Below are 24,871 nucleotides of genomic sequence, written 5' to 3'. Positions count from 1 at the left end.
GCGACACTCCGAAGAACCCGCGGGACACGGGGCCCTGCCGGGTGTCGAAGTATCCGATCGCTTCCATGGAAACACTCTGCCAGGAGGCTACGACATTTAACCGAACTCAGACCGGCGGTCCCGCGTTCGGCTTCAGGTTCTTCATCACCAACGTCGAGTTGAGGCGCTCGACGGCGGGAAGTGCCGAGAGTTGGTCGTCGTAGAAGCGCTGGTAGGCCGGGAGATCGGCGGCGATCACGCGGAGGAGGTAGTCCGGCGAGCCGAACAGCCGCTGGGCCTCGACGATGTTCGGAATGGCCGCCACGCGGTCTTCGAACTCCGACATCGTGGCGCGGTCAGCCTGACGCAGGGTCACAAAGACTATCGCCTCGAATCCGAGGCCAATCGCACCCGGATCGATGTCTGCCCTGTACCCCCGAATGACGCCGGAAGCCTCGAGATCCCGCAGCCTTCGATGGCACGGAGCCACGGTCAATCCCACCTTGGCTGCGAGCGCGGTGGCAGTCATTCGGCCATCCTCTTTGAGGTGGCGCAAAATAGTTCTATCTATTCCATCAATCACGCAAATATCTTACCGAGATCCCGGCAAGTCTGGCTAAATATGGGAACACTTATGGGCCGATTTTCCATAAAGTTCATGGTGTAGACACCAACCAGGAGCCACCATGAATCCCCAGCTTTTCATCGCTTTCGTCATTGTCGCCGTCACCTTGGCGTGCACCCCGGGAGTCGACTGGGCGTATTCGATTGCCGCAGGCCTGCGGCAGCGCAGCTTTCTCCCCGCCGTGGCCGGCCTATGCAGCGGCTACGTGCTGCACACGGCCCTCCTGGTGGCCGGACTCGCGGCCCTTTTGACGGGAGTTCCGGGGCTTCTAGGCTGGCTGACGATCGCGGGCGCAGCGTACTTGCTCTGGCTCGGCGTGAGCACCATACGCTCGTGGCGAGGCGCAAGCTTCAGTGCGGATGACGCCGTCGGGCAGTCCCGAAACCAGTTGCGCACCTTCCTGCAAGGCATGGGCACGAGCGGCATCAACCCCAAGGGCCTGCTGTTCTTCCTGGCGCTGGTGCCCCAATTTGTGAGCCCGGAGGCGTCGTTGCCGGTGCCGGTGCAGTCAGGCGTGCTGGGCCTCACGTTCGTCGTGTTCGCGGGCATCATTTACACGGCGGTGGCACTGACCTCGCGAAAGCTGCTGCAGTCCCGGCCATCCGCGGCACGAGTAGTGACCCTTGGGAGCGGCATCATCATGATGGGGCTCGGGGCTGTTCTGTTGGGCGAACAGCTGCTTCCAATGCTCCGGTGACGTGGCCGTCGGGTGGGATCGCTCTGGCGCTCTTCGGCGGGGCAGCCTATCGTCGGCTTCATGTCCGATGACTTTTCAGCTCTCATAGAGGCCTTCAGGAAGGTCGGTGTGTCGAGGGCGTACGGTTCGCCCCTGCAGATCGGCGGAGAAGAACTGATCCCGGTGGCCCTGGTGTCCTTTGGATTCGGAGGAGGCAGCGATGGAGGCAATGCTGCCGGCGGTGGTGGGGGCGGTTTCGTGCTCCCTGTCGGCGTCTATGGCCGCAACGCCAGCGGACGCGTGACCTTCCAGCCGAACACCGTGGTTGTCTTGGCGATGCTGCTCCCGCTTGTCGGCGCCGTCGGGGTCTCCATTCGGGGAATCCTCCGCGCGCTTCGGGCCTAACCGCCGGGCCCAGTCGCCTCAGTCGCCCGGTTCGCCGAAATCCTTGTTCCACATCCGGCGCACCTCGATATCCTTACGGATGCCATCGACGGCGTCCGGCTCAGTCCCCTCCGGTTTGCCGCGCGGAACCCGCTTAGAGACAAGAGGCCGTGGGTTGGGTGTCCGCCGCCTGACCTCGAGCATCGACAGCGCCCGGTCCGTGAGCGCGTCATTGCGCAAGGCGAGGCTGGTCTTCTTCCTCCGGAGTACCTCCACGAGAGCGGCCTGTGCCGCTTCCCGCTCTCCCAGCACCCTGAGCGACTGTGCCCGAATCAGCAGCAGCGCAGCCGAAAGGTCGTCCGTGTTGCGGAGCCCCTCAGTCCAGGCGACGACGTCGGCGTGCCGCTCGAGTGCTGACGCCGCGGTGCAGCGAGCCAAGGCGGAGGGCAACGACGGCGGCAAGCTGGCCAGGATATCCAGCGCCTCCGCCGTCTGGCCCGTCTCCCGGAAGCAATGCGAGAGGGCAAGGTAGACGGATTCCTCGCTGAACAGGACGGGAACGTCAATCCGCTCCGCCACCTCGACCCGCGTGACCACCCTGCGAAGGTAGCTTGAGGAGAACTGGCTCGCGGCGTCGTCGATCCGTATGGACAAGCCGCGCTGCAGCAGTTCCGAAGCCCGGAGATATCCGGTGTGTTTGTACACAAGCAGCCCGGCGATCACGTAGCACAGGCCTGCCCAACCCGGGTAGGTGCGCGCCAGGGTGATGAGCCGGTCCGGTTCCGTGCTGGTGAAGACGGCGTCGTACACCGATTTGGCGGTCTTACCGGCCAGGCGTTTGAGTCTGGGAGCATCCCCGGCGACGTCGATCCGGCCAGCGGCCTTTCCTTTCAGGATGCCCCAAATCGCACCGCTCAAGCCCTCAGCCAGTCCACCCACCGACGTGCGGACATGTCCATTCCGGAACGGCGTGATGTCCCTGGGGTCCCCGAAAATCGCTCCGCGGACTCCGGGAGCCGATGGCTCACTCACGGTTGCCCTGCCATCGCAGGATAAATCTTCGCATAATTGGGCGTCACAGAACCATGCTAGCTGCGCTTTGTCCCACCCCCTCCCCTCTATTCCGGGGTTTTCGGGAGTAAGATATCCTCGTCGGCAGGGTTCCGACTCCTTGCCGCGATACGGCCCTCCATTTGAAGGGCCGATGGAAATCGTGATCGGGAGGAGCTATGACTACTGCTTCACACCCCGCGCAGCACCACGTGATGGGGCTGACGCTGCACAACACAGCACTGGTATTGGGCTGGGTTTTCCTGGCTGTTGGCGTCTTGGGATTTATCCCGGGCATCACCAGCAATTACGGCGCCATGACCTTTGCAGGACATGACTCGGGCGCCATGCTTCTTGGAGTCTTCCAAGTATCCGTCCTGCACAATATTGTCCATTTGCTATTCGGCGCGGCAGGCCTGTACTTCGCGAGGACTGGAAGGATGGCGCGCGGTTACCTCATCGGTGGCGGCGCAATCTACCTCGTCCTGTGGATCTACGGTCTCATCACCACGTCGAACATGAGCGCTGACTTCGTGCCCATGAACGCCGCGGACGACTGGCTGCACCTGGTTCTCGGTGTTGTCATGGTTGCCCTTGGCCTGTGGCTTGGACGCGACGCAAGAGAGGAGTCGAAGGGCCGCGCCATGTAGCGCACCCTGACTCTGCAGCACCCTGCAGTTGCACGACGGCGGCCGTCCCTTTCGAGGCGGCCGTCGCCTTTGCGTCCGGGTCGCCTACCCGAGGAGCCTGCGTTCGTAGGCGAAGGCCACCAGCTGAAGCCTTGTGCGCAGCCCGAGCTTGCTGAGCACACTCCGCAGATGGGATTTCACCGTCGCCTCGGAGACAAACAGGCTCTGCGCCATCTCCGCGTTCCCCAAGCCTTTGGCCGCCAGCAGGAACACATCCCGCTCTCGTGGAGACAGCTCGTCCATGACGGCGAGGTCCGGCCCGGCGACCGGCACCGTCCTCGCCGCGTGCTGGAAGAGTTCGTGAACCGAACCGGGGGCGATCACCGAGTATCCCGAATACACGGTCCGGATGGCGGCCAGCAGGAATTCCGGTTCCGCGCTCTTGAGCAGGTAGCCGCTGGCGCCGGCCTGCACGGCTTCGACCACTGCTTGGTCCCTGTTGAAGGTGGTCAGGGCAATGATCTTTGGTTTGTCCACCCCGGCCGCATCTGCTTCCTCGGTGATGCGACGCGTGGCCTCGACTCCGTCCAGCACGGGCATCCGAAGATCCATCAGCATGACGTCCGGCCGCTGCTCGGCCGCGAGCGCCACGGCTTGTTCGCCGTCGTCGGCCTCCCAGGCCATGTCCATGTCCGGTTGGCTCTGCACCAACATGCGGATGCCGGAGCGGAACAGTGGTTGGTCGTCCACCAAGGCAACCGTGATGGGCGTTTCAGCCACGTCCGACGCTTTCCCGCTCAGGGCCCGACGACGGCGAGGCGCCCTCGAGAGCCAGCGCCGGCTCCTGCTCCAGGCCCTTGCCGGACGGAACATCCTCCCGATCCGAGGCCACTTCCGGAAGGAGGGGTGCCGGGCGCGAGCCGTAAGGGATGAAGACCGTCACACGGAACTGCTCGCCGTCTGGCCCGGAACTGAGCCAGCCGCCGGCAAGGTGCGCACGCTCGCGCATTCCGGGAATGCCGCGCCCCACGCGCCCGGCGGCACCGCCGTCGTCCGTCCCCCCAATCGAAACGGACGCCGGCAATTCCGAAGCAACATGCATGGTCAGCCCTGGGCCGCTCCAGTCAAAGTGAAGGCGCACGGCCGTGCCACGTCCGCCGTGCTTGAGGGCGTTCGTAAGGCATTCCTGCACAATCCGGAATACTGCGAGCTGCTGGCCCGCGCCAAGCTCGACCGGGGTTCCGGTTTCGCTCTGCTGGACCTTGAGGCTCCCTTGACGCATCCGCTCGACAAGAGGCCCGACGTCGGTGAGCCGGGGCTGCGGTGCCACCAGGCCGTCGTCGCGCACTCCCTCAATGACGCGCTGTGCGTCCACGAGGGCATGGCGGGCGGATACCGCGATGTTCTCCAAGGCGTCGAGCACCGCTTTGGGTTGGTCCTGGCTGAGATAGCGCGTGCCGTCCGCTTGAGCGGCGATCACGGCGAGCGAGTGCGCCAGGACGTCGTGAAGGTCACGGGCGATCCGCGTGCGCTCCTGCTCCACCACGAGCTCGACCTCGGTCTCCTTGAGGCTTGCTTGGGCGAGTACCTTGGACTGGAACAGCTTGCCTCGGTCCTCATAAAGAGCCAAGGCAATGCCGACAGCGGCACAGCCGGCGGCGATCAAAATCAATGTGGAGAAGAGCTGCCAGCCGTAGTAGCTCATGGCGCCCCGGTCTCCCGAATATAGGGGCCTGAACCAGCCAACGCCATAGCCGTAACGCCATGACAACATCAAAAACGTTATGACAGCCGTGAACACGACGTTGGCTGCCCCCGCGATCGACCGCTGCCTGCGGGATCCGGTCCACAGAATGAATGCCAGTGCGATGAACGAGCCGATGTAGATTGCCCAATAATTGGGCCAAGGCGGCCGGATGAAATAGGTCAATTGGCCGAGCAAAAGGATGGCGGTCAGCCCCAGTGACGCATAAGGCTTCCAAACAGCCACTGCTATGGCCAAGGTCATCAGAACGAGCATCCACGTGCCGGGCCACGTGCTCAACCCCGACGGCCCCATTCTTCCAGCCTCGCCCACACACCACACCGCCATGAAAATGACGGCCGCCACGGGGGCGCCCCAATGCCGTGCAAATTTCAGTGTCTGTTCCATGTCAGCCACCCTATCCACGGACAAGGACCCGGCGACGCCGATTCTGCCCTCCAGCGTCCGATCTCCACCTGGAAGCCAGCGGATTCATCCTCGGAGCCAACGCAAGATGTGAGCGAGCGTCGGCCAAAATGCCGATAAAGGTCGGCGAGCGTTTGCCTGCTCAAACCCTCGCTCACATATCGGGCCCAAATCCCAAACCCCCGCTCACATATCGGGCCCAAATCCCAAACCCTCGCTCACCAACGCTGAAGTTAGTCCCTGAGAACGACGACGGAACAAAAAACGACGGCGACGCTCCCCAGCACGGGAGCGTCGCCGTCGTCGGCTATTCGGGTTGGGCGCGCGGGATTATTCAGCCGCCGCGGCAACCGCCGCCGTGACCGCGGGAGCGACGCGGGGATCCAGCGGGCTGGGCACGATGTAATCGACGGAGAGTTCGTCCACAGCCAGTGCGGCGATGGCGCGGGCCGCGGCAATCTTCATGGCCGGGGTGATGCGGCGCGCGCCGGCATCCAAGGCTCCGCGGAAAATTCCGGGGAAGGCCAGGACGTTGTTGATCTGGTTCGGGAAGTCGCTGCGGCCAGTGGCCACGACGGCCGCGTACTTGACGGCTACCTCGGGCAGCACTTCCGGGTCCGGGTTGGACAGGGCGAACACAATCGAATCCTGGTTCATGAGCTTCAAGTGTTCCTCGGCCAGCTTGGACGAGGAAACACCGATGAACACGTCGGCGCCCTGAAGAGCCTCTGCGGGTCCGCCGGAAAGGGCGCGGGGGTTGGTGCGCTGGGCGAAGCGGGCCTTGACGCTGCCCGAATCGGCCACAAGGTCGGCGCGCTCGGCGTTGATGATGCCCTTGGAATCCAGAAGGACGACGTCCTCGACGCCCGCGGTCAGCAGGATCTCGGAGACGGCGATGCCCGCGGCACCCGCACCGGAGACCACAACTTTCAGTCCCTCAAGTTCACGGCCGGTCACCTTGGCGGCGTTCGTCAACGCTGCGAGAACCACGACGGCGGTGCCGTGCTGGTCATCGTGCATGACGGGGCAGTCGAGGGCTTCGATGAGACGCTCTTCGAGTTCGAAGCAGCGGGGCGCGGAGATATCTTCGAGGTTCACGGCACCGAAGCTCGGACGCAGGCGGACCAGGGTCTCGATGATTTCGTCCACGTTGGTGGTATTGAGGACCAAGGGAATGGAATTGAGATCGCCGAACGCCTTGAACAGCGCGGACTTTCCTTCCATGACAGGGAGGGAGGCGCTGGGTCCGATGTCGCCCAGGCCCAGGACCGCGGTGCCATCACTGACGACCACCACGAGACGCTCGGCCCAGGTATGCGTGCGTGCAAGCTCAGGGTTGGCGTGGATCGCGCGGCTCACCTCGGCGACACCGGGAGTGTAGGCAATGGAAAGGTCCCGCTTGTTCAAAAGCGGTACCGTGCTGGAAACGGAGAGCTTGCCGCCTTCGTGGGCGGTGAAGATTTCCTCTTCGCTCAGCGCCAGGGCAGTCAGATTCTGTTCAGGGGTGATGGTCTCGACGGACACGTCGTTGTCTCCTCAGGCTAGCCGTGAACCCACGGCACTATTCGGGCAGGTATAGAGGCTTCGGTGCCGGACCAAGGGTGGCTGGTCCGTGCGGTGAAACTCCTGCGGATATGGGCTGCTAGCCGCTTGGGTCCTGTCTTGGTAGACAGGGGCCTGATAGGAAGACTAGAGACATCCAGTCATAAACTCATACTTTTGGTCTTAGTGGTCTAGACCAATTACGGTGATTCCCGGAAAAGCTACGCGTCCGCAATCAGCTTGCAAGCGTTCTTCAGGTCCTTCTCTGCATCGAAAAGCGAGATCCGGCGGCAGTTGACCGACTGGACCAGACCACTGATCACGTGCAAGAGAATCCGGGCCCTCCCGGCGTCGCCGATCGCGGCCCCGACCATCTCGGCGGAGAGCACTTCGATATCGCGCAAGAGTACGGGGATGTCGCCGTCGCGGGTATCCCATGTGCGGGACAGACAGTGTTCGACGGCGGGCTGCATGACCCGCATGTGGAAAATCTCCATCCCGAGACCGGTGAGCTCCTGCTGGCTGCACCTCGAAGATGCCGGCTTGGCGTCATTGAGTTCCCGGAGCTGCTGCCGGTAGACCGCAAGCATCAGATGGACCGTGGACGGAAAGTAGCGGTAGAGCGTCCCAAGGGGAACGTGGGCCCTGGTGGATACGTCCGAAAGGCTCACGGTATCGAACTGCCGCTGGGCGAATCCCGCGGCAGTCTTCAGTATCCGGGCGTAGCGCAATAGCTGTCTCGGCGTGGTGGGAGCAGCCGCCATTTGGGGCAACCCCGCGGCCAGATCCAGCGAATACGGTTCCAAGGAGTTCGGTTCGGACATTTCCGGCGTTCTGTTGGTTTGGGCTTCGTTCTGGGAGATTGCGCGGCCCCCCAAAGACCGAGCGCGTCCTGACAATGATACGGCAGCAAGTTGTCAGTTCCCTGAGAACGGATTCGCAGGGCTACGCGACGCCCTTGATCTTCACCACGAATACCGCCCCCAGCAGACCGATCACAGCTGCGGCCACATACAGCGAGACGTAGCCACCCCAGAACGCCACAAAGGGGTACGCGATAAGAGGGGCGATCACCTGCGGCAAAGAGTTGGCCACGTTGATGACCCCAAGGTCCCTGCCCCGGTCCAGCGCAGAGGGCAGCACCTGGGTGATAAGGGCGAAGTCGACCGCCAGGTACGCACCAAAGCCGATACCGAGCACCGCCGCACCGGCAATGGCCCCCGTCCACGTGGGTTCGAACCCAAGGATCAGGGCAGCTATCGAAATGACGATGGACGAGACAATGACGAGGGGTTTGCGTTTGCCCATACGGTCGCTGATGGCACCGCCCACCACGCTGGTGATGATCACCATGACCGCATAGAGGCCTGTGAGGATCAGGACCCCGAGCTCTGGCTTGATCCCCTGCGCTTCCTCGAGGTGCACGGCATCCTTGAGGAAGAACAGCAAGTACAGCGTGACCATGTGGTTGCCGACATTGACCAGGAACCTCGTCAGCCAGGCCCACGCGAAGTCGGGATATTTGACGGGCGAGATCCAAAATCCCTTGACGAATGTCCAGAGTTTGAACGGCGGCCTGGCCTCCGGAACGAGAGGCACGTCGTCATTCTTGAAAAGATAGAGCACGACGCCGGCCAGCAGCGCGGCGGCACAGACAATGTAGCCGAGGGCAAAGTTCCCGGAAACCACGGAAGCGATCACCGCGCCCGCGAGAATGCCCACGGTCTGACCCATGGCCGCAAGGCCGCCGACCGCGCCGCGCTGCGGCACTGGCACTCGATCCGGAATAGCCGCTGTGATGGCGGCATAGGCTCCATTGCAACCGGCCTGGACCAGGCACCACAAAATGGCCATGACTGCCACGTTGGGAGCACCCGCCAGGGCCACAAGGGCTGCCGCGCCCAGGATGGCGCCGAAGAGCACCCAAGGTACCCGCCGTCCGAAGCGGGACGTGTTGCGATCGCTGAACGCACCGAAGATCGGGTTCGCCACGAGGGACACCGCAGCACCGCATCCCGTAACCAGCGCAAGGATGGCTTCCTTCTGGCCTTCGTCAAAGTGGATGGCTTGCTGCCCGAGCAAAACCTGAATCGGGCCGAAGAAGGCAGCGTTGATGCCCACATTGACGAGCACCACTCCGGTGACCCACAGCGAGCGGACGCGCTCCACGGGCTCGGCGAGCGCCGTCGTCGGGCCTGCCTGCATCCCCGCAGGATCCGTCGCCGGTCTTTCAGGCAATGAACCGGGCAGATCGGACAGGCTCATGGCGGTGCTCCCCTAGCGTCTGGACGTGTGGATTCAGCCTAGCGCCGTGGGAGTCTGTCCGGCTGTCATGAAGGCGCGCATGTGGACAACTGCCCTGTCCAGGACCGCCAAGGTAAGTCCGCACGCGTTAGGGTAACTCCAACGGACCGAGGAGGATCAACGATGAACAGCCCAGCGAACCCCATCAACACCGCCGATCTCTACGACGAGCGTGCCGAGGATGTTGAGTCGATATCACTGCAGTTCCAGGACCTCGGCGGCGTCTCGCACTTCAGCGGCACCGTTCGCACCATCAAGTGCTTTGAGGACAATGCCCTGGTGAAGACAATTCTGGCGACCCCTGGCGAAGGCGCCGTGCTGGTGGTGGACGGCTACGGCTCGCTGCGCACAGCCCTCATGGGGGACATGATCGCGGAGAGCGCCGTTGCGAACGGCTGGGCCGGCGTCGTGATCAATGGGGCCATCCGTGATCGCGTGGCGATCGCGAAGCTGCCTTTGGGCGTCAAAGCCCTCGGGAGCAATCCCAAGAAGAGCTCCAAAGTGGGCCGTGGCGAAGTGGACATCCCTTTGGTGATTGACGGAGTGCACATCGAACCCGGCACCCTGATCTACTGCGATTCTGACGGGATTCTCGTGGAGCGGTGACATTTTTCTCGCCAATCGGGTAAGACAAGGAATACAGGAGCGATTAGGATAGTTACTGAAAGCAACTATCCCTGCTTAGTCCCCTTTTCATCCACCCTTGGAGAAGCAATGTCCAACGCCACGCCTGTGCGGGCCGCCGGAGAGGTCCTGACACACCGTCAGACGCTCACGGTCATGGTGGGCCTCATGCTCGGCATGTTCCTGTCCTCCCTGGACCAGACCATCGTGTCCACGTCCATTTACACCATCGCCAACGACCTGGACGGCCTGTCCTTGCAGGCGTGGGCCACTACGGCCTACCTCATCACCTCCACGGTGACCACCCCGCTGTACGGCAAGCTCAGTGACATCTTCGGCCGCCGCCCGCTGTACCTGGCCGCGATCCTGATCTTCCTCGCCGGCTCACTGTACGCCGGTTCCGTTCACTCCATGACCGAGCTCGCCATCGCCCGCGGCATCCAAGGTATGGGCGCCGGCGGTCTGCTGGCCCTCGCGCTGACCATCATCGGCGACATCGTTGCCCTGAAGGATCGTGCCAAGTACCAGGGCTACTTCATGTCCGTCTTTGGCGTTTCCTCGGTCCTCGGGCCCGTGGTCGGCGGTGCTTTCGCAGGCTCGTCCAACATCCTTGGCTTCGACGGCTGGCGCTGGGTCTTCTTCATCAACCTGCCCATAGGCCTGGCTGCACTGGCCGTGGTGTTCTTCTACCTGCACCTGCCCGCGAAGCACGTCAAGCAGAAGATCGACTACTGGGGCGCGGGAGCCATTACGCTGGCAATCGTCCCGCTGCTGCTCGTGGCCGAACAAGGCCGCAGCTGGGGCTGGACCTCCGGCAACTCGTGGATCTGCTACGGGCTTGGCGTCATCGGCATCATCGCGTTCCTGCTGGTTGAGCGGCGTGCCGGCGACTACGCACTGATCCCCTTGCGGCTCTTCAGGAACATCACCTTCGGCTTGTCTTCCCTGCTGAACTTCATCATCGGCATCGGCATGTTCGGGGCCATCGCGATGCTCCCGATGTACCTGCAGCTGGTCAAGGGCCTCACCCCTACCGAAGCGGGCCTCATGATGATCACCTTCACAGTGGGCATCCTCTTCGGTTCCATTACAGCGGGACGGACCATCTCGGCGTCGGGCGTTTTCCGGATCTTCCCAATCCTCGGTACGGGCATCCTGACCGCCGCCGCCGTCGTCATGGGCCTATCCCTCGGCGTCGACACCGGCCTCTGGGTTCCCGGTCTGATCGCCGTATTCTTCGGCATGGGCCTGGGCTTCTGCATGCAGCCGCTCACTCTGGCCATGCAGGTCTCCGTACCGCCGAAGGACATGGGTGTGGGCACGTCCACCGCTGCGTTCTTCCGTTCCATGGGTGGCGCTGTGGGAACCGCGGTGTTCATCTCAATGCTCTTCAGCCTGGCCGCCGACAAGATCGCCTCGGGCATGAAGGACGCCATGGGCAGCGCGGACTACCTCAAGGTGCTCAAGGATCCTGCGGTTGCCGCGGATCCCGCCAACGCCAAGCTGTACGACTTCTTCAAGAACGGCGCCACGAACGATTCGCTGAACGACACCAGCTGGCTGCACCACGCCAACCCGGCGCTCACACGGCCTATCGTTGAAGGCTTCGCGCAGTCGATCGACACCGTGATGCTGACCGCCGCGGCGCTGACCGGCCTCGCGTTCCTCATCAGCTTCGCTTTGCCGAACAAGAAACTGATGGATCCGAAGGCGGCAGCAAAGGAATCCGTGTCCGCGCACTAGTTTCCGTCTCTTCGACCGCGTCACGGCAGGCAGTCTTTTGGACTGCCTGCCGTTGTCGTTTCCAGTGTTCGCGCCGGGGAGTGCCCGACGGCGGCGCAAAAGTTTGCGTGGCGTGACACGTCATGCCCTGTGGCTCGGAATTGAGGCCTGGCGTTGGATTGTTCATTGCCTGTGCCGTGCCCGCTTGGGGTCCGGTGGCCCTGGTGTCCGCCAACGTGTTCGTGGTGAGCTTCGGCGCTTCGTGGGGCCCGTTGGTGTGGGTGCTCCTGGGCGAGATCTTCCCCTCACGTATCCGCGCCCGCGCGCTCGGCCTGGCCGCCGCGGCCCAGTGGATCGGCATCTTCGCCATCACCTTGAGCTTCCCCATCATGGCGGCCGGTTCGCTGCCGCTGACTTACGGCATGTGCGCGCTGTTCGCCGCGGCGTCGTTCTTCTTCGTCATGTTCAAGGTGCCGGAAACCAACGGCATGTCCCTTGAGCAGGCCGACACGTTGTTCGTCCCGAAGGGCGCCAATCCCGCAGAGCTCGCGATCACGCCCAAGTAATCCCCACCCAAGTAACTCGCAGTTGTTGTCGTTTTGAGCCCTCATAACGACAACAACTGCGAGTCAGTTGGGCCCTCCTACACGAGGTGCGGTTCGTGTGACTTCAGGTAGCGTCGGCCGCCGACGGCTACGAGGATCGCGAACGCGAGGGCAAGGGCCGCGGCGAAGAACGGGACCTGCGGGCCGAAGTGCTCACCCAGTTGTGCCGCGACAAACGGAGCCAGCGCGCCACCCATCCATCGCACAAAGTTGTAACCGGCCGAAGCCACGGGACGCGGCGAATCGGAGACTTCCATGGCCAGTTCGGTGTAGAGCGTGTTGTTGATGCCCAGCAGGGCGCCCGCCACAATGACGAGCACGACGACGGCAGTCACCGAGTGCCCCGCGGCCAGTCCCAGCCCGACGAGGTCCAGCAAAAGGGCCCCGAGGGTGCCGACCAGGACGTTGGTGGTACCGAAGCGACGCTGCAGCACGGGTGCCACGAAGACCGAGAACACGGCCACGGCCACGCCCCAACCAAAGAACACGGAGCCGATACCGTAGGCGTCCATCCCGAGAATGAAGGGCGTGAAAGCCAGGATCGTGAAGAAGCCGTAGTTGTAGAACAGGGCGCTGGCCGCGGTAGTGCGAAGGCCTTTGTGGCCCAGGGCGAGGAGCGGGTCACGCAAACGGGCCTTCGTGGCCGGCGTCGGGGTCTTGGGCAGCAGTGCCAGCAAGGCGATGAAGGAAATGGCCATGAGGACCGCGGTGCCAAAGAACGGTGCGCGCCATTGCCAGCCCCCAAGGAGTGCTCCGAGCAACGGGCCGAGGGAAATGCCCAGGCCAAGGGCGGCTTCGTAGAGAATGATCGCTGTGCCGGTTCCGCCGCTCGCGACGCCGACAATCACGGCAAGCGCGGTGGCCACGAAGAGGGCATTGCCAAGTCCCCAACCAGCGCGGAATCCGACCAGCTCACCCACACTTCCGGACATGCCTGACAGCGAGGCGAACACGACAATCAGGGCCAGGCCGATCATGAGCGTCTTTTTGCCACCGATCCGCGAAGAGACGAACCCGGTCACGAGCATTGCGACCGCGGTCACCAGGAAGTAGCTCGTGAAGAGCAACGACACTTGGCTGGGGCTGGCTTGGAGGTTCTTGGCGATGGCCGGCAGGATCGGGTCCACCAGTCCGATACCCATGAAGGCGAAGACGGCGGCAATCGCCGTGGCCCACACAGCTTTGGGCTGCTTGAGGAACGAGGCCTTCTCGGCCTCGAGTGTTTCTTCCGCTGGCTGCAGTTGCTCTGCGAGCTGGCCTTTCATGGACTGCTCTCCTAGTTTTGGGTTATCAGTTCTGGACTGAGTGGTTGATCTTGTCGAACACCGGAAGTGCGGCTTCGACGGCGTCGCGTTCCGCCTGGGTCAGCGTTCCGAGGATCCCGGCGATGAATTCGTTGCGGCGGCGGTCTGCATTCTCGACGGCGGCTCGTCCCGCCGCGGTCGCGGCGACGCGGACGGCGCGGGAGTCGTCCGGGTCCGCTTCGCGTTTGACCAGGCCTGCGCGCTCAAGCTTGATGATCTGCTCCGTGGCGCTGGGGACCTTGACCCCGAGGTTCCGGGCGATCCCCCCGACGCGGGCACCGCCGTCGAGCGCCATCTTGAGGACCCCAAGCTGGGCCGAGCTGAGTTGCTCCTCGGAATCGAGGCGGCGCATCACGTAGACGCTCTGCCGCAAGGCTTCCCGGAATGATTGGGCGAGGGCGAGGAGCGCGTCGTCAGCTTGATTGGGGCTCATATTTAGGTATCCTAACAGTTAGGCTACCTAAATATCAAGGGATGCGGGACTTTGTCTTGGGACCCCTCGAGGCTGCCAGCGCTACAGGGCCAGCTTCATTCCCTCGTGACTGGCCACGAAGCCAAGCCGCTCATAGAAGCGATGGGCATCCTTGCGGGACTTGTCGCTGGTGAGCTGGACCAGGGTGCAGCCCCGGTTCCGCGCCTCTTCGATGGCCCATTGCATCATTGCCGCACCGACGCCATGGTCCCGCAACTCTGCGGCGACGCGCACGGCCTCGATCTGGCAGCGCAGCGAGCCCTTACGAGCCAAGCCCGGGATGAAACTGAGCTGGAAAGTTGCCACGCAAGCACCGTTCAAGTGGCCTACCACCAACAACTGGGCGGGATCCTCGTTGATCTGCTGAAACGCCTGCAGATAGGGTCCGACGTCCTCGGCGTTTTCACGGGAACTACCCAATTGATCCGCGGCGAGCAATCTCAGGATGGCGGGCAGGTCCTCCCAGTGGGCCCGGCGGAGCGTGAAGACTCCTTCGTCCAGAACCATGCTCAATAGCGGCTTCACTCCTGGATTTGCGTGACTCATAACACTAGCCTGACACAAGCTGGCGGATTCGTTTTACGAGCCTTCATGAATTCTGGGTGAAACGATCAATCACAAATTCTTGCACGGTTGGAGTTAGTTTGGACTAGCAGATTTGTTAGCCACGTCACCATGCGGCGAATCACCCGAAGGATGCAGATATGTCTCACCAGACAACAACAGGGCAACGCACTGCCTCCAGCAAAGACAGCGAGCCGCATCTGGCGCGCTCACTGAGCAACCGCCACATCCAATTGCTTGCCATCGGCGGCGCCATCGGCACAGGCCTGTTCATGGGCTCCGGAAAGACCATCTCCGTCGCCGGGCCGTCCGTGATCTTCGTGTACATGATCATCGGCTTCATGCTGTTCTTCGTCATGCGCGCCATGGGCCAGCTCCTGCTGTCCAACCTGAACTACAAGTCCTTCAGCGACTTCGCGGGCGACCTCCTTGGTCCCTGGGCAGGCTTCTTCACCGGCTGGACCTACTGGTTCTGTTGGGTAGTAACAGGGGTGGCCGATGTCATCGCCATCGCGGGCTACGCCAATGAGCTCTGGCCGGGGGTTCCGCTCTGGATTCCGGGCCTCGCGACCATCGCCATCTTGCTCCTCCTGAACCTCCCCACAGTGAAGGCCTTCGGCGAGACCGAGTTCTGGTTCGCCCTCATCAAGATCGTTGCCATTGCAGCTCTGATCATCGTGGGCATCGTGATGATCTCCACCGGCTTCAAGTCAGACGCCGGAGCCGCGAGCTTGACCAATCTCTGGAGCCACGGCGGCTTCTTCCCCAAGGAATTCATGGGCTTCGTTGCCGGCTTCCAGATCGCGGTCTTCGCCTTCGTGGGCATCGAACTGGTGGGCACCGCCGCGGCCGAGACCAAGAACCCGGAGCACAACCTGCCCCGCGCCATCAACGCCATCCCGGTGCGCGTCATGCTGTTCTACGTCGGAGCCCTCATCATCCTGATGTCCGTCATCCCGTGGACCGAGTTCAAGGCCGGCCACAGCCCGTTCATCGCCATGTTCTCCCTGGCCGGACTGGGCATCGCGGCAACCGTGGTGAACCTCGTGGTCCTGACCTCCGCCATGTCCTCGGCCAACTCCGGTATCTACTCGACCTCGCGCATGGTGTTCGGCCTGGCGAACGACGGCGATGCCCCCAAGATGTTCGGCCGCCTTTCCAGCCGCAAAGTTCCGCAGAACGCCCTGTTCCTGTCCTGCGTGCTGCTCCTCGGCGGCGTCGCACTGCTCTATGCGGGCAAGGACATCGGAGCAGCCTTCGACATGGTCACCACCGTGTCCGCCGTCTGCTTCATGTTCGTCTGGTCCATCATCCTGGCCAGCTACCTCGTCTTCCGGAAGCGCCGGCCCCACCTGCACGAGGCCTCGACGTTCAAGATGCCCGGCGGCATCGTGATGGTGTGGGTGGTCTTCGCCTTCTTCGCCTTCCTGGTCTGGGCCCTGACGACCCAACCGGACACCCTCACGGCTCTGCTCGTCACGCCGATCTGGTTCGCCGTCCTCGCCGTGGCTTACGCCTTGGTCCGGAAGTCGCCGCTGCACCAGGCCCGTGTGGCCGAGTGGAAAGCCATGGCCGAAACCGAGACGACCGCAGTCGAAACCGCCACCCGCACGACGCCCGCTCACATATAGCGGCAATTCTTCCGACGCCCGCTCACATATAGCGGCGAAACCCGAAACCCTCCTTCACATCATCATGTGAAGGAGGGTTTCGCGTTTCCCACTGCGGTTCATGCCCGGTTACCCTCGGGGACGCTGTCCGGCGCGGCCTTCTTGCTGCTGGCCTCACGGAAAAGGAGCTGGATGAGGCTCGGCTTCTGCGAGAAAGTTGCAACCGCGACATTTTTGCGCACGAATTCGTCCGAGGTGAGTTGCCTCAGCATGGAGTCCGCAAGGTCGGCCCGCGACGTGAAAGTACCGGCTATGTAGTCAACGGCCATCTTGTATTCGGTGACGGACTCGGTCGCGAAAAGACCGGAGGGCCGCATAATTGTCCAATCCAGGCCGCTGGCGGCGACGGCGGATTCCATCCGCCGCATGTCCTCGTACAGTGTCTTTCCCAGCAGCTTGGTAACGAGGGGCTGCAGCACTTTGTCGAAGAGGAACCCGCCATGCGGGCCGGCGGTGATGTCGGTGGCGCTGGAGCTCACGCAGACCAGCCGACGGACGCCGTGGTTCCCCATCGCCCGGATGATGTTGCTGGTTCCCACTGAATAGACCGTGATCGGCTGGCGGCTGTATGGAACACCAAGGGTTGAGAGAACGGCATCCTTTCCTTCGACGACGGCACTTACGTCCTCGAACGTGTACACATCGCCGCCGACGACGCTTAGGCCGGGGGCGGAAAGCGGGAATTCGTGAGGCCTGCGCGTGACAGCAGTGACGACGTGTCCGGCGTCGAGCGCTTGCGCGGTCAGAATCCTTCCGGTGGGGCCGTTTGCCCCGAATACTGCGATCTTCATGTGATGCGGCCTCCGGTAGTCTTGTCTTAGGAAAACCATACAATACCGAAACGATATCATATGAGTTCCATATCAAATCAAGAAGCTGCGACTCCTCGCCTTCGGCGGCGTGCTGTTGCTGAGCTCAAAGCCGAGCTTCGCAGCGTACGAGTGCAACTATCCGTGCTCAATCACCAGGTCGGGGCCAAAGCCGAGCTGAAGGACGTTGACCTTGATTGTCTTGACCTGATCTCGAGCCGGGGGCCGCTTAGCCCGAGCATGTTGGCCAAACACGCCGGCCTGCACCCAGCCACCATGACCGGCATCCTCGACCGACTTGAACGCCGAGGCTGGATTGTCCGGGATCGCGATCCGTCCGACCGGCGCGCCGTGGTGATCCGGGTCCTTCCCGACAGAAACGCCGAGATGTTCCGGCTCTACTCGGGAATGAACAGCCTCATGGACACCATCTGTGCAGACTACGACAATGCTGAAATCGCCGTGATTACCGACTTCCTGCGGCGCGTCCAGGCCGCCGGACGAACGGCGTCGGAAGAACTCGGCAACTAATTGATGCCCGCTTACTTTTAGAGACCAAAGCGCTCACCCTCCTTCACATCAAGTGAAGGAGGGTGAGCTAGCGTTCGGGGAAAAGCCCGCATATCTGAGCGAGCGTCCGGGGTTTAGGCCTCGGCCTTCCGGTCTTCGATCAGCTTCAGCACCTGGGGGAACAACGGGTGCGACGGCGGCAGGTCAGTGATGCGCTCGACCGCCTCGGCGGCGTCCATCTCGGCAAGCATCCGGGCGAGTTCCACGGCTTCGTCGTCTGCTCCGTCGTCGAAACGCAGGGCAGCGGACATCGCGTCGAGCAAGGCAACGGGAGTGACTCCGCGCTCGGCGAGTTCCGCAGCCGGTCCGATGAACCGTTCGTGCCGGCCCAGCTTGCGGAGCGGAGCACGGCCTACCCTGTTCACAGTGTCCGGCAGGTACGGGTTGGTGAAGCGGGACAGGATCTTCTGCACGTATGCTTCCTGCTCAGCTTCGACGAAGCCGTGTTTGGCCACGAGAAGCTGCTTGGTCTCCTCCAACACGGCCCGCACCCGGGCGGCCACGGAGGCATCGGCCATCGCATCGGAGATCTTCTCCAGGCCGGCGCCGTAGCCGAAGTACGCCGCCGAAGCGTGTCCCGTGTTGACCGTGAACAGCTTCCGTTCGATATACGGACCGAGCTCGTCCACGAAGGTTGCGCCGGGGATCACCGGCGCCTCCCCCGCGAACGGCGTGCGGTCGATGACCCACTCGTAAAAGGTCTCCACAGTGACGTCCAAGCCTTGGCCCGGCGCCTGGTTGGGGACAATCCTGTCCACCGCCGTATTCGCAAACACAGCAGCGGAGGAAAGGTCACCGGCGGCACCGTCCCAAGCGGCTTCCACTTCGGAATGCAGGAGGTCCGTGGCGTTGATCGCGTTCTCGCAGGCCATGACTTGCAACGGAGCCAACGACGGCGAGCGGCCGGCGATCCCCCGCGCGATCACCGGCGCCACGAACTTGAGGATGTGCGGCCCCACCGCGGTGGTGACGAGGTCCGCCGTCGCGATTTCCGCGACGACGGCAACCTCTTCGGTGCCCGAATTCAGGGCCCGGAAACCGGACACGGTCTTGACCGCCGCGTTTTCGCCGACCTCGTGGACCTCGTAGGAGGTCGCGGAGGCGAGCTGGCTGATCAAGGCATCCGCGACATCGGCGAAGACCACCTCATATCCAGCCTCGTGCAGCAGCAAGCCGACGAATCCTCGTCCGATGTTCCCCGCCCCGAAATGGACTGCCTTCACTACGCGTTGACCTTTCCGAACAGATCCAGGACTTCCTGCACCGACGTGGCCTGCTCAAGCTGGGCCACTTGCGCCTTGTCCGTGAAGATCTTGGCGATGGAGGACAGGATGTGGAGGTGCTCGTTGTTGATGCCGGCGACGCCGACGACGAACTTGACCTGCTTGCCTCCCCAGTCGATGCCCTCGGGGTAGCGGACGATCGACACACCGGAGTGCAGGATGTGGTCCTTGGCAGCGTTCGTGCCGTGCGGGATGGCCAGGAAGCTGCCCATGTACGTGGACACGGATTCCTCGCGCTCATGCATGGCGTGAATGTAGCCCATGTCCACGGAGCCGCGGTCCAGCAGGAGCTTGCCGGCTTCGTCGATGGCCGAGTCACGGTCCGTCGCGGTGCCGTTGAGGATCACGCTTTCGGGGAGCAGGACGTCCTTGCCCCCGACGGCGGCCGGCTGGGCGGCGTGGGCACCGGCGGCAGGTTCGGCAATCGTCGTCGAGCCCTCAGCGCCGGCTCCGGCGTTGCTGCTCTTGACCAGTTCCACAATCTCTTCGTACCGGGGACTGTTCATGAAGTTGTCCACGGAGACGTGCACGGCGCTGGAGGTGACCGGCCGGGCGCGTTCTGTCAGGTCCTGGTGCGTGACCACGACGTCGTAGGTGTCGCTGAGGTTGGCAATGGCCGAGTTCGTGACCTTGACGTCCGGGAAACCGGCTGCCTTGATCTTGTTGCGCAGCACCGAGGCGCCCATGGCGCTGGAGCCCATGCCGGCGTCGCACGCAAACACGATGTTCTGGATGGGACGGGTCAGGACGGCGGTACCGCCACCGGCGCCCAGGAGTGCGGAGGAAACGGAACTCTTCTTGCCCTTGAGCTCTTCCATCCTGGACGTTGCCTGGCCCAGAGCGTCCACATCGGTGGTTTTGCTGGTCCGCAGGATCACGGAGGCGATCAGGAAGGACACTGTGGCTGCGAGGAGCACAGACAGTCCCACGCCAAAGTAGCTGTCCTTCGCCGTCGCGGCAAAGACCGCGATGATGCTGCCCGGGGCTGCCGGCGAACGCAAGCCCGCTCCGGTGACCACCAAGGTGAAGATGCCGGTCATGCCGCCTGCGATCGTGGCGAGGATGAGGATCGGCTTCATGAGAATGTACGGGAAGTAGATCTCGTGGATGCCGCCGACAAACTGGATGAGCGCGGCGCCGGGAGCGGATGCCCGTGCCAGGCCCTTGCCGAAGATCATGTACGCGAGCAGGACGCCGACGCCCGGGCCGGGGTTGGCCTCCAGCAGGAACAGGATGGACTTGCCGTTTTGCAGCGCTTGTTCCGTACCGAGCGGCGTGAGGATGCCGTGGTTGACTGCGTTGTTGAGGAACAGGACCTTGGCTGGTTCGATGAAGATGCTGGTCAGCGGGAGAAGTCCGTTGTGGACCAGGAATTCGACGACGGCGCTCGCGCCGTCACTGAAGGCCTTCACCACCGGGCCGATGACCAACATGCCGAAGATGGCCAGGGCGGCACCGACGATGCCTGCGGAGAAGTTGTCGATCAGCATCTCGAAGCCCGGCTTGACCCGGCCTTCCCATACCTTGTCAAGCTTCTTCATGATCCAGGCCGTGAGCGGGCCCATGAGCATGGCACCGATGAACATCGGAATATCCGTACCCACAATCACACCCATGGTGGCGACGGCTCCCACCACGCCGCCGCGGATGCCATGGACCGCCCGGCCGCCGGTGTAGCCAATCAGGAGCGGCAACAGGTACGTGATCATGGGGCCCACGAGTTTGGCCAGGTCCGCGTTGGGCAAGAACCCGGCCGGGATGAACAGGGCGGTGATGATGCCCCATGCAATGAAGGCCCCGATATTGGGCATGATCATGCCCGAAAGGAACGTTCCGAACTTTTGGACACCAACGCGCACGCTGGTGCGCTGTTTCGCAACTGACGCTGTTGCCATTGTGTGAATTCCTAACGCGAGTCCCGCATCAGTGCGGGATCAGTCGATATCTATCGAAGGAGGACAGCTCTAGGAGCTGCTGGAGATTCGGTGAAGCCATTCAAGGAAAAGCTTCAGTTCCGAACTGGATAGCTGGTCTGAATGTGAGGCTTGGAGTGCCGCATTCAGCGCGATTGCCGCAACAACGACGGACGACTTGCCGGAGTCGTCTGCTGCGGCGCCACGGGCTGTTTCCGTGGACACGGCGAAAATCATGGAATCCCGGGTCATGGTGGAGAGCTCGAGATTCCGGTCTTCCAAAGGCTCTGCAATGAGCATGAGCGTGACGCCAACGTTGGCCGCCAGGATGCTCCTGGCTGCCTCGCGCGGGGGTACGTTGATCTGCCCGGCAATGGCTGCCTTGCTCAGCATCTCCTCCAGAAGCGACTCGGCATCAGCCACGATGGCCGGCCTGCTTTCCGGACGGATGTTGCCGAACATCACCAGGTAAAGGTGCGGTTGGGTAAGTCCGAACTGGACGTGGTTGTCCCACATCCGGCGGACATCCTCCAGGGGTTCCCCAGAGGGTGCGAAGTCCCGCTCTCCCGCCACGTACTCCTCGAAGCCGGCTGCAACGACGGCGTCGAACAGCCCCTCCTTGTCGCCGAAGTGGTGGTAAAGCGTGGGCGCCGTGACGCCGGCAAGTTTGGTGATTTGGCGCGTAGAGACCGGTGACCCGTCCGAATTCGCCAGCAACTCGGCAGCTGCACGGAGCAGCCGAGTTTTGGGCGGAAGCTGGTCATCGAAACTCATAGCCGCTACCCTAGCACCTATAGCAACGCTATATGAAGTGAGTCACAGGAGATTTTTTCGGACCCCGAGGCGCCGCAGCCGGTGGGTCCGATCCGAGAGCAGGAACAGAGGATTTCAGTGCAGAATTTCCAAGGAGTAGGCGTCAGCCCCGGCCGCGTCATTGGCACCATCCGTCAGATGCCCAAACCAGTCAGCGAACCGCCGTCGGGCGAGCAGCTAGCCGTTTCCACCACAGCGGAAGAAGCCGTCGCCGGGCTGAAGGCTGCGGCCCAATCGGTCCACGACGAACTGAAAGCACGTGCGGACAAGGCCAGCGGAGACGGTAAGGCCGTGCTGGAAGCCACCGCGCTCATGGCTAAGGACACCATGCTCTTGAAGTCGGCCACGAAGCTCATCAACAACAACGGCAGCTCCGCTGAACGCGCCATCTGGGAAGCCGGCGCCTCCGTGTCCGAAATGCTCCACAACCTGGGCGGTTACATGGCCGAGCGTGCCACCGATGTCCTGGACGTCCGCGCGCGGATCGTCGCCGAACTTCGCGGGGTCCCCGCCCCGGGGATCCCGGCGTCGGACACTCCGTTCATCCTGGTGGCCGAAGACCTCGCCCCGGCCGATACCGCAACGCTGGACCCGGCGATCGTGACAGCACTGGTCACCTCGGGTGGCGGACCGCAGTCCCACACGGCGATCATCGCGCGCTCACTCGGGCTGCCCGCCGTCGTCGCGGCCCGCGGAGTGGACGAAATTCCTGACGGCGCCGAAGCCTTTGTTGACGGCGCAGCCGGTTCACTCTCCCTCGAACCCACCGAAGAGCAGCGCGCGGCCGCCGTCGCGTGGGTCGAAAATGCCGCCACCCTGGCAGTTTTTGACGGAAACGGCACGACGGCGGACGGCCACTTGGTGCCCCTCCTCGCCAACGTCGGCGGGGCCAAGGACGCTGCCGCAGCCGCCGCGCTGGGCGCCCAGGGCGTGGGCCTTTTCCGCACCGAATTCTGCTTCCTGGAACGCGACACCGAGCCGACTGTCCTGGAACAGGCCGCCGCGTACAGGGGCGTGTTCGACGCATTCCCGGGAAAGAAAGTGGTGCTCAGGACCCTCGACGCCGGTGCCGACAAGCCCCTTCCCTTCCTCACCGACGCCACCGAACCCAACCCGGCCCTCGGTGTGCGCGGCTACCGCACCGACTTCACCACGCCCGGCGTTTTGGAACGCCAGCTCGAGGCCATCGCCATCGCGGCCGACGAATCAGAAGCTGAAGTGTGGGTCATGGCACCCATGATCTCGACTGCGGCCGAGGCTGCCCGTTTCGCCTCGCTGTGTGGCGCCGCGGGAATCAAGACACCCGGCGTGATGGTGGAAGTTCCCTCGGCGGCATTGACCTCGGCGTCGGTCCTGCGACACGTGGGCTTCGCGTCGCTCGGCACCAACGACCTCACGCAGTACGCCATGGCCGCCGACCGGCAACTCGGACCCCTCGCCGAACTCAACACCCCCTGGCAGCCCGCGGTTCTGCGCCTCGTGCAGCTGACCGTCGCGGGCTCCGCCGAGGAGGGCAACGGCAAACCCGTTGGCGTCTGCGGTGAGGCTGCCGCGGACCCGGCCCTCGCCGTCGTGCTCGTTGGCCTGGGCGTATCGACACTGTCCATGACCGCCCGGTCTTTGGCCGCCGTCGGAACCGTGCTCAAGACGGTGACGTTGGAACAGGCGCAAGAGCTGGCACGGCTGGCGCTCAGCGCACCCGATGCGCTTGACGCAAAGGCCTGGGTCCGCGCCAAACTGCCGATCCTCGAGGAACTCGGGCTCTGAGCCCAGCCGTACTGTCCTACCTGAACACAAGGAGAAACCATGCCCGAACGCACCGCCACCATCGCCAGCCGCTCCGGACTGCACGCCCGCCCGGCTGCAATTTTTGCTGAAGCCGCGGGGGAATCCCCGGTTGAAGTGACCATCGCGATGGCCGGTTCGCCTGCCGACGACGCGCTCGACGCCGCGAGCATCCTTTCGCTCATGACGCTTGGTGCGGCAAAGGGTGACGTCGTGGTGCTTCGTGCGGAAGGCGACGGCGCCGACGCTGCCCTGGATTCCCTGGTGACGCTGCTGGAAACGGACCTCGACGCGGAGTAGGCGGCCGGAAATGCGCAGGCCGGATGCCGCCGTCGCTTTCTATGCCCTGAACATTGGGCTGCTGCCGGTCTCATTACTCGGCTACCTGATCTGGGTGGGGAAGCTTCTGGCCGCGAAGCCTTCCGGAGTTTCGACCAGCGCGCAGGCTCCGCTCTCCGCGAGGTGGGCGATGCACAATTTCGGCGTGCGCGAAGACCAGGCCGCGAACCGATTACTGCCCCTGCTGCCCGGCGTTCCTTGGCTGGGCATGCGGCTGGCATTCTGGCCGACGATCTTTGCGCACCGCGTCACGGGCTTCGTCCCGAAGACCTTCCGGTACCCCTTTGACGGCGAGATACCTCCACAAGCCGAGGCGTCGGCCAGGGTCACGTTCTTCGACAACGCCGTAGAGCGCGCCCTTCCAGGGATCGATCAGTTGGTCATCCTCGGCGCCGGCTTCGACACACGCCCGTACCGCCTCCCGCGGGACACCCCCGTCAACTCCTTCGAGGTAGATGCCCCAAAGACCCAGGCGGTCAAGCGCGAAATACTGGACAAGGCAGGAATCGACGTACACAAGGTCGCGTTCGTGCCCGCGGACTTCGAGAAGGATGATTGGCTCGCCAAACTCGTGGACGCCGGGTTCGACCTCGGGCGTCCGGCGCTTTTCCTCTGGGAAGGCGTCACGATGTACCTCGACCGGGAAGCGATCGAGGACACGCTGCGCAAGGTCGCGAGTTGCGCCAAGGGCAGTTTGCTCGCCTTCGACTGCTTCACAACCGAGACTCTCGAGTCGGGCACGCTGTACTGGCGGTTTGGAAGGGCGGCGGCCAAAGCGGCCGGCGAACCGTTGAAGTTCGGCGTGGACAGCACACCGCCCGCGCGGGAGCGCCTATCGGGCCTTCTCCTATCCTCCGGGTTGGCGCTTCTCGAACAGCGTGGGCTTGGTCGCGAGACCAAGAAGAAACGTGCGTGGGGTGGCTTCGCGATCGCCGTGGTGGAGTAGTGCCCTGAGCGAGCGTTCCGTCGATTGGGCTCATATCTGAGCGAGCGTTCGGGATTTTGGCCACATAGGTGAGCGAGCGTCTCAGCGGGTGCG

24 protein-coding genes and 1 pseudogene are annotated in these 24,871 nt (G+C 63.3%); 11 read left to right on the top strand and 14 right to left on the bottom strand.

All coding sequences use genetic code 11. The features are described from left to right. Positions 1–106: 106 nt before the first annotated feature. Positions 107–562, bottom strand: a complete 456-nt coding sequence (locus ABH924_RS14410) for an Lrp/AsnC family transcriptional regulator (RefSeq protein ID WP_234751876.1) — start codon at positions 560–562, stop codon at positions 107–109. 103 nt (positions 563–665) lie between these two features. On the opposite strand from ABH924_RS14410, the gene ABH924_RS14405 reads away from it, so the two are divergent. Both ABH924_RS14405 and ABH924_RS14400 read left to right on the top strand, forming a co-directional pair. Continuing rightward, positions 666–1,301 carry a LysE family translocator gene (locus ABH924_RS14405; RefSeq protein ID WP_234751875.1) on the top strand — a complete coding sequence of 212 codons (636 nt, stop codon included), beginning with the start codon at positions 666–668 and terminating at the stop codon, positions 1,299–1,301. Positions 1,302–1,361: 60 nt separating this feature from the next. Further along, positions 1,362–1,685, top strand: a complete 324-nt coding sequence (locus ABH924_RS14400) for a hypothetical protein (protein WP_234751874.1) — start codon at positions 1,362–1,364, stop codon at positions 1,683–1,685. Between the two features lie 18 nt (positions 1,686–1,703). Here ABH924_RS14400 and ABH924_RS14395 read toward each other — a convergent pair whose 3' ends face one another. Continuing rightward, entirely contained in the window at positions 1,704–2,696 is a 993-nt protein-coding gene (locus ABH924_RS14395) for a hypothetical protein (RefSeq protein ID WP_404499784.1), read from the bottom strand. Positions 2,697–2,893: 197 nt separating this feature from the next. Between ABH924_RS14395 and ABH924_RS14390 the strand changes: the two genes are divergently transcribed. Further along, a complete protein-coding gene (locus ABH924_RS14390; protein ID WP_234751872.1) occupies positions 2,894–3,364 on the top strand; it encodes a DUF4383 domain-containing protein in 471 nt (156 codons plus the stop codon). 84 nt (positions 3,365–3,448) lie between these two features. Here ABH924_RS14390 and ABH924_RS14385 read toward each other — a convergent pair whose 3' ends face one another. The 5 genes from ABH924_RS14385 to ABH924_RS14365 all read right to left on the bottom strand — a co-directional run bounded on the left by ABH924_RS14385 (position 3,449) and on the right by ABH924_RS14365 (position 9,320). Further along, positions 3,449–4,123, bottom strand: a complete 675-nt coding sequence (locus ABH924_RS14385) for a response regulator (RefSeq protein ID WP_404499782.1) — start codon at positions 4,121–4,123, stop codon at positions 3,449–3,451. After that, positions 4,116–5,495, bottom strand: coding sequence for a histidine kinase (locus ABH924_RS14380; RefSeq protein WP_404499780.1), 1,380 nt, complete (start codon positions 5,493–5,495; stop codon positions 4,116–4,118). The genes ABH924_RS14385 and ABH924_RS14380 overlap by 8 nt, the downstream gene beginning before the upstream one ends. 348 nt (positions 5,496–5,843) lie before the next feature. Continuing rightward, a complete protein-coding gene (locus ABH924_RS14375; RefSeq protein WP_404499778.1) occupies positions 5,844–7,037 on the bottom strand; it encodes an NADP-dependent malic enzyme in 1,194 nt (397 codons plus the stop codon). A 239-nt stretch (positions 7,038–7,276) separates the two neighbouring features. After that, the gene (locus tag ABH924_RS14370; RefSeq protein ID WP_234751868.1) at positions 7,277–7,879 is read right to left on the bottom strand and encodes a TetR/AcrR family transcriptional regulator; all 603 of its coding nucleotides are present in this window, start codon (positions 7,877–7,879) and stop codon (positions 7,277–7,279) included. A gap of 121 nt (positions 7,880–8,000) precedes the next feature. Then, on the bottom strand, positions 8,001–9,320 hold the full coding sequence (locus tag ABH924_RS14365; RefSeq protein ID WP_404499776.1) for an MFS transporter: 1,320 nt from the start codon (positions 9,318–9,320) through the stop codon (positions 8,001–8,003). Positions 9,321–9,482: 162 nt separating this feature from the next. On the opposite strand from ABH924_RS14365, the gene rraA reads away from it, so the two are divergent. From rraA to ABH924_RS14350, 3 genes and pseudogenes are all read left to right on the top strand, one after another. Further along, positions 9,483–9,965, top strand: coding sequence for a ribonuclease E activity regulator RraA (gene rraA, locus ABH924_RS14360; RefSeq protein WP_404499774.1), 483 nt, complete (start codon positions 9,483–9,485; stop codon positions 9,963–9,965). 108 nt (positions 9,966–10,073) lie between these two features. Continuing rightward, positions 10,074–11,726 (top strand): MDR family MFS transporter, encoded by a 1,653-nt coding sequence (locus ABH924_RS14355; protein WP_404499772.1) that lies wholly within the window; start codon positions 10,074–10,076, stop codon positions 11,724–11,726. Positions 11,727–11,908: 182 nt separating this feature from the next. Further along, a pseudogene (locus ABH924_RS14350) lies at positions 11,909–12,271 on the top strand (MFS transporter); the annotation flags it as partial. A 77-nt stretch (positions 12,272–12,348) separates the two neighbouring features. Here the strand turns inward: ABH924_RS14350 and ABH924_RS14345 are convergent. The 3 genes from ABH924_RS14345 to ABH924_RS14335 form a co-directional block, all read right to left on the bottom strand. Further along, positions 12,349–13,575 carry an MFS transporter gene (locus tag ABH924_RS14345; RefSeq protein ID WP_404499770.1) on the bottom strand — a complete coding sequence of 409 codons (1,227 nt, stop codon included), beginning with the start codon at positions 13,573–13,575 and terminating at the stop codon, positions 12,349–12,351. Between the two features lie 25 nt (positions 13,576–13,600). Further along, positions 13,601–14,047: a MarR family winged helix-turn-helix transcriptional regulator gene (locus ABH924_RS14340; protein ID WP_404499768.1), complete on the bottom strand. Its 447-nt coding sequence runs from the start codon at positions 14,045–14,047 to the stop codon at positions 13,601–13,603. Between the two features lie 81 nt (positions 14,048–14,128). After that, on the bottom strand, positions 14,129–14,632 hold the full coding sequence (locus ABH924_RS14335) for a GNAT family N-acetyltransferase (protein WP_059388716.1): 504 nt from the start codon (positions 14,630–14,632) through the stop codon (positions 14,129–14,131). Positions 14,633–14,790: 158 nt separating this feature from the next. On the opposite strand from ABH924_RS14335, the gene cycA reads away from it, so the two are divergent. Further along, positions 14,791–16,281, top strand: a complete 1,491-nt coding sequence (cycA, locus tag ABH924_RS14330; RefSeq protein WP_404499766.1) for a D-serine/D-alanine/glycine transporter — start codon at positions 14,791–14,793, stop codon at positions 16,279–16,281. Between the two features lie 98 nt (positions 16,282–16,379). Here the strand turns inward: cycA and ABH924_RS14325 are convergent, their stop codons facing one another. Further along, entirely contained in the window at positions 16,380–17,111 is a 732-nt protein-coding gene (locus ABH924_RS14325; protein WP_404499764.1) for an NAD(P)-dependent oxidoreductase, read from the bottom strand. A 60-nt stretch (positions 17,112–17,171) separates the two neighbouring features. Here ABH924_RS14325 and ABH924_RS14320 point away from each other — a divergent pair, with 60 nt between their 5' ends. Further along, positions 17,172–17,660 (top strand): MarR family winged helix-turn-helix transcriptional regulator, encoded by a 489-nt coding sequence (locus ABH924_RS14320; protein ID WP_404499762.1) that lies wholly within the window; start codon positions 17,172–17,174, stop codon positions 17,658–17,660. Between the two features lie 113 nt (positions 17,661–17,773). Here the strand turns inward: ABH924_RS14320 and ABH924_RS14315 are convergent, their stop codons facing one another. The 3 genes from ABH924_RS14315 to ABH924_RS14305 form a co-directional block, all read right to left on the bottom strand. Beyond that, positions 17,774–18,922 carry a mannitol-1-phosphate 5-dehydrogenase gene (locus ABH924_RS14315; protein ID WP_404499760.1) on the bottom strand — a complete coding sequence of 383 codons (1,149 nt, stop codon included), beginning with the start codon at positions 18,920–18,922 and terminating at the stop codon, positions 17,774–17,776. Then, positions 18,922–20,877, bottom strand: a complete 1,956-nt coding sequence (locus ABH924_RS14310) for a PTS mannitol transporter subunit IICBA (protein WP_404499758.1) — start codon at positions 20,875–20,877, stop codon at positions 18,922–18,924. The genes ABH924_RS14315 and ABH924_RS14310 overlap by 1 nt, the downstream gene beginning before the upstream one ends. A 69-nt stretch (positions 20,878–20,946) precedes the next feature. Then, positions 20,947–21,669 (bottom strand): TetR/AcrR family transcriptional regulator, encoded by a 723-nt coding sequence (locus ABH924_RS14305; RefSeq protein ID WP_234751842.1) that lies wholly within the window; start codon positions 21,667–21,669, stop codon positions 20,947–20,949. A gap of 117 nt (positions 21,670–21,786) precedes the next feature. Between ABH924_RS14305 and ptsP the strand changes: the two genes are divergently transcribed. The 3 genes from ptsP to ABH924_RS14290 are packed head-to-tail and all read left to right on the top strand — an operon-like array spanning position 21,787 to position 24,778. Continuing rightward, positions 21,787–23,475 (top strand): phosphoenolpyruvate--protein phosphotransferase, encoded by a 1,689-nt coding sequence (ptsP, locus tag ABH924_RS14300; protein WP_404499755.1) that lies wholly within the window; start codon positions 21,787–21,789, stop codon positions 23,473–23,475. Positions 23,476–23,514: 39 nt separating this feature from the next. Continuing rightward, positions 23,515–23,793, top strand: coding sequence for an HPr family phosphocarrier protein (locus ABH924_RS14295; protein WP_234751838.1), 279 nt, complete (start codon positions 23,515–23,517; stop codon positions 23,791–23,793). A gap of 10 nt (positions 23,794–23,803) precedes the next feature. Continuing rightward, a complete protein-coding gene (locus ABH924_RS14290; RefSeq protein ID WP_404499753.1) occupies positions 23,804–24,778 on the top strand; it encodes a class I SAM-dependent methyltransferase in 975 nt (324 codons plus the stop codon). Positions 24,779–24,871: the final 93 nt, after the last annotated feature.

Origin of the sequence: Arthrobacter sp. GAS37 (assembly GCF_044908325.1) — a bacterium.
GTDB lineage: Bacteria > Actinomycetota > Actinomycetes > Actinomycetales > Micrococcaceae > Arthrobacter > Arthrobacter ramosus.
Note: the sequence above shows the minus strand (reverse complement) of the source record. Positions and strands in the feature narration are given on the sequence as shown.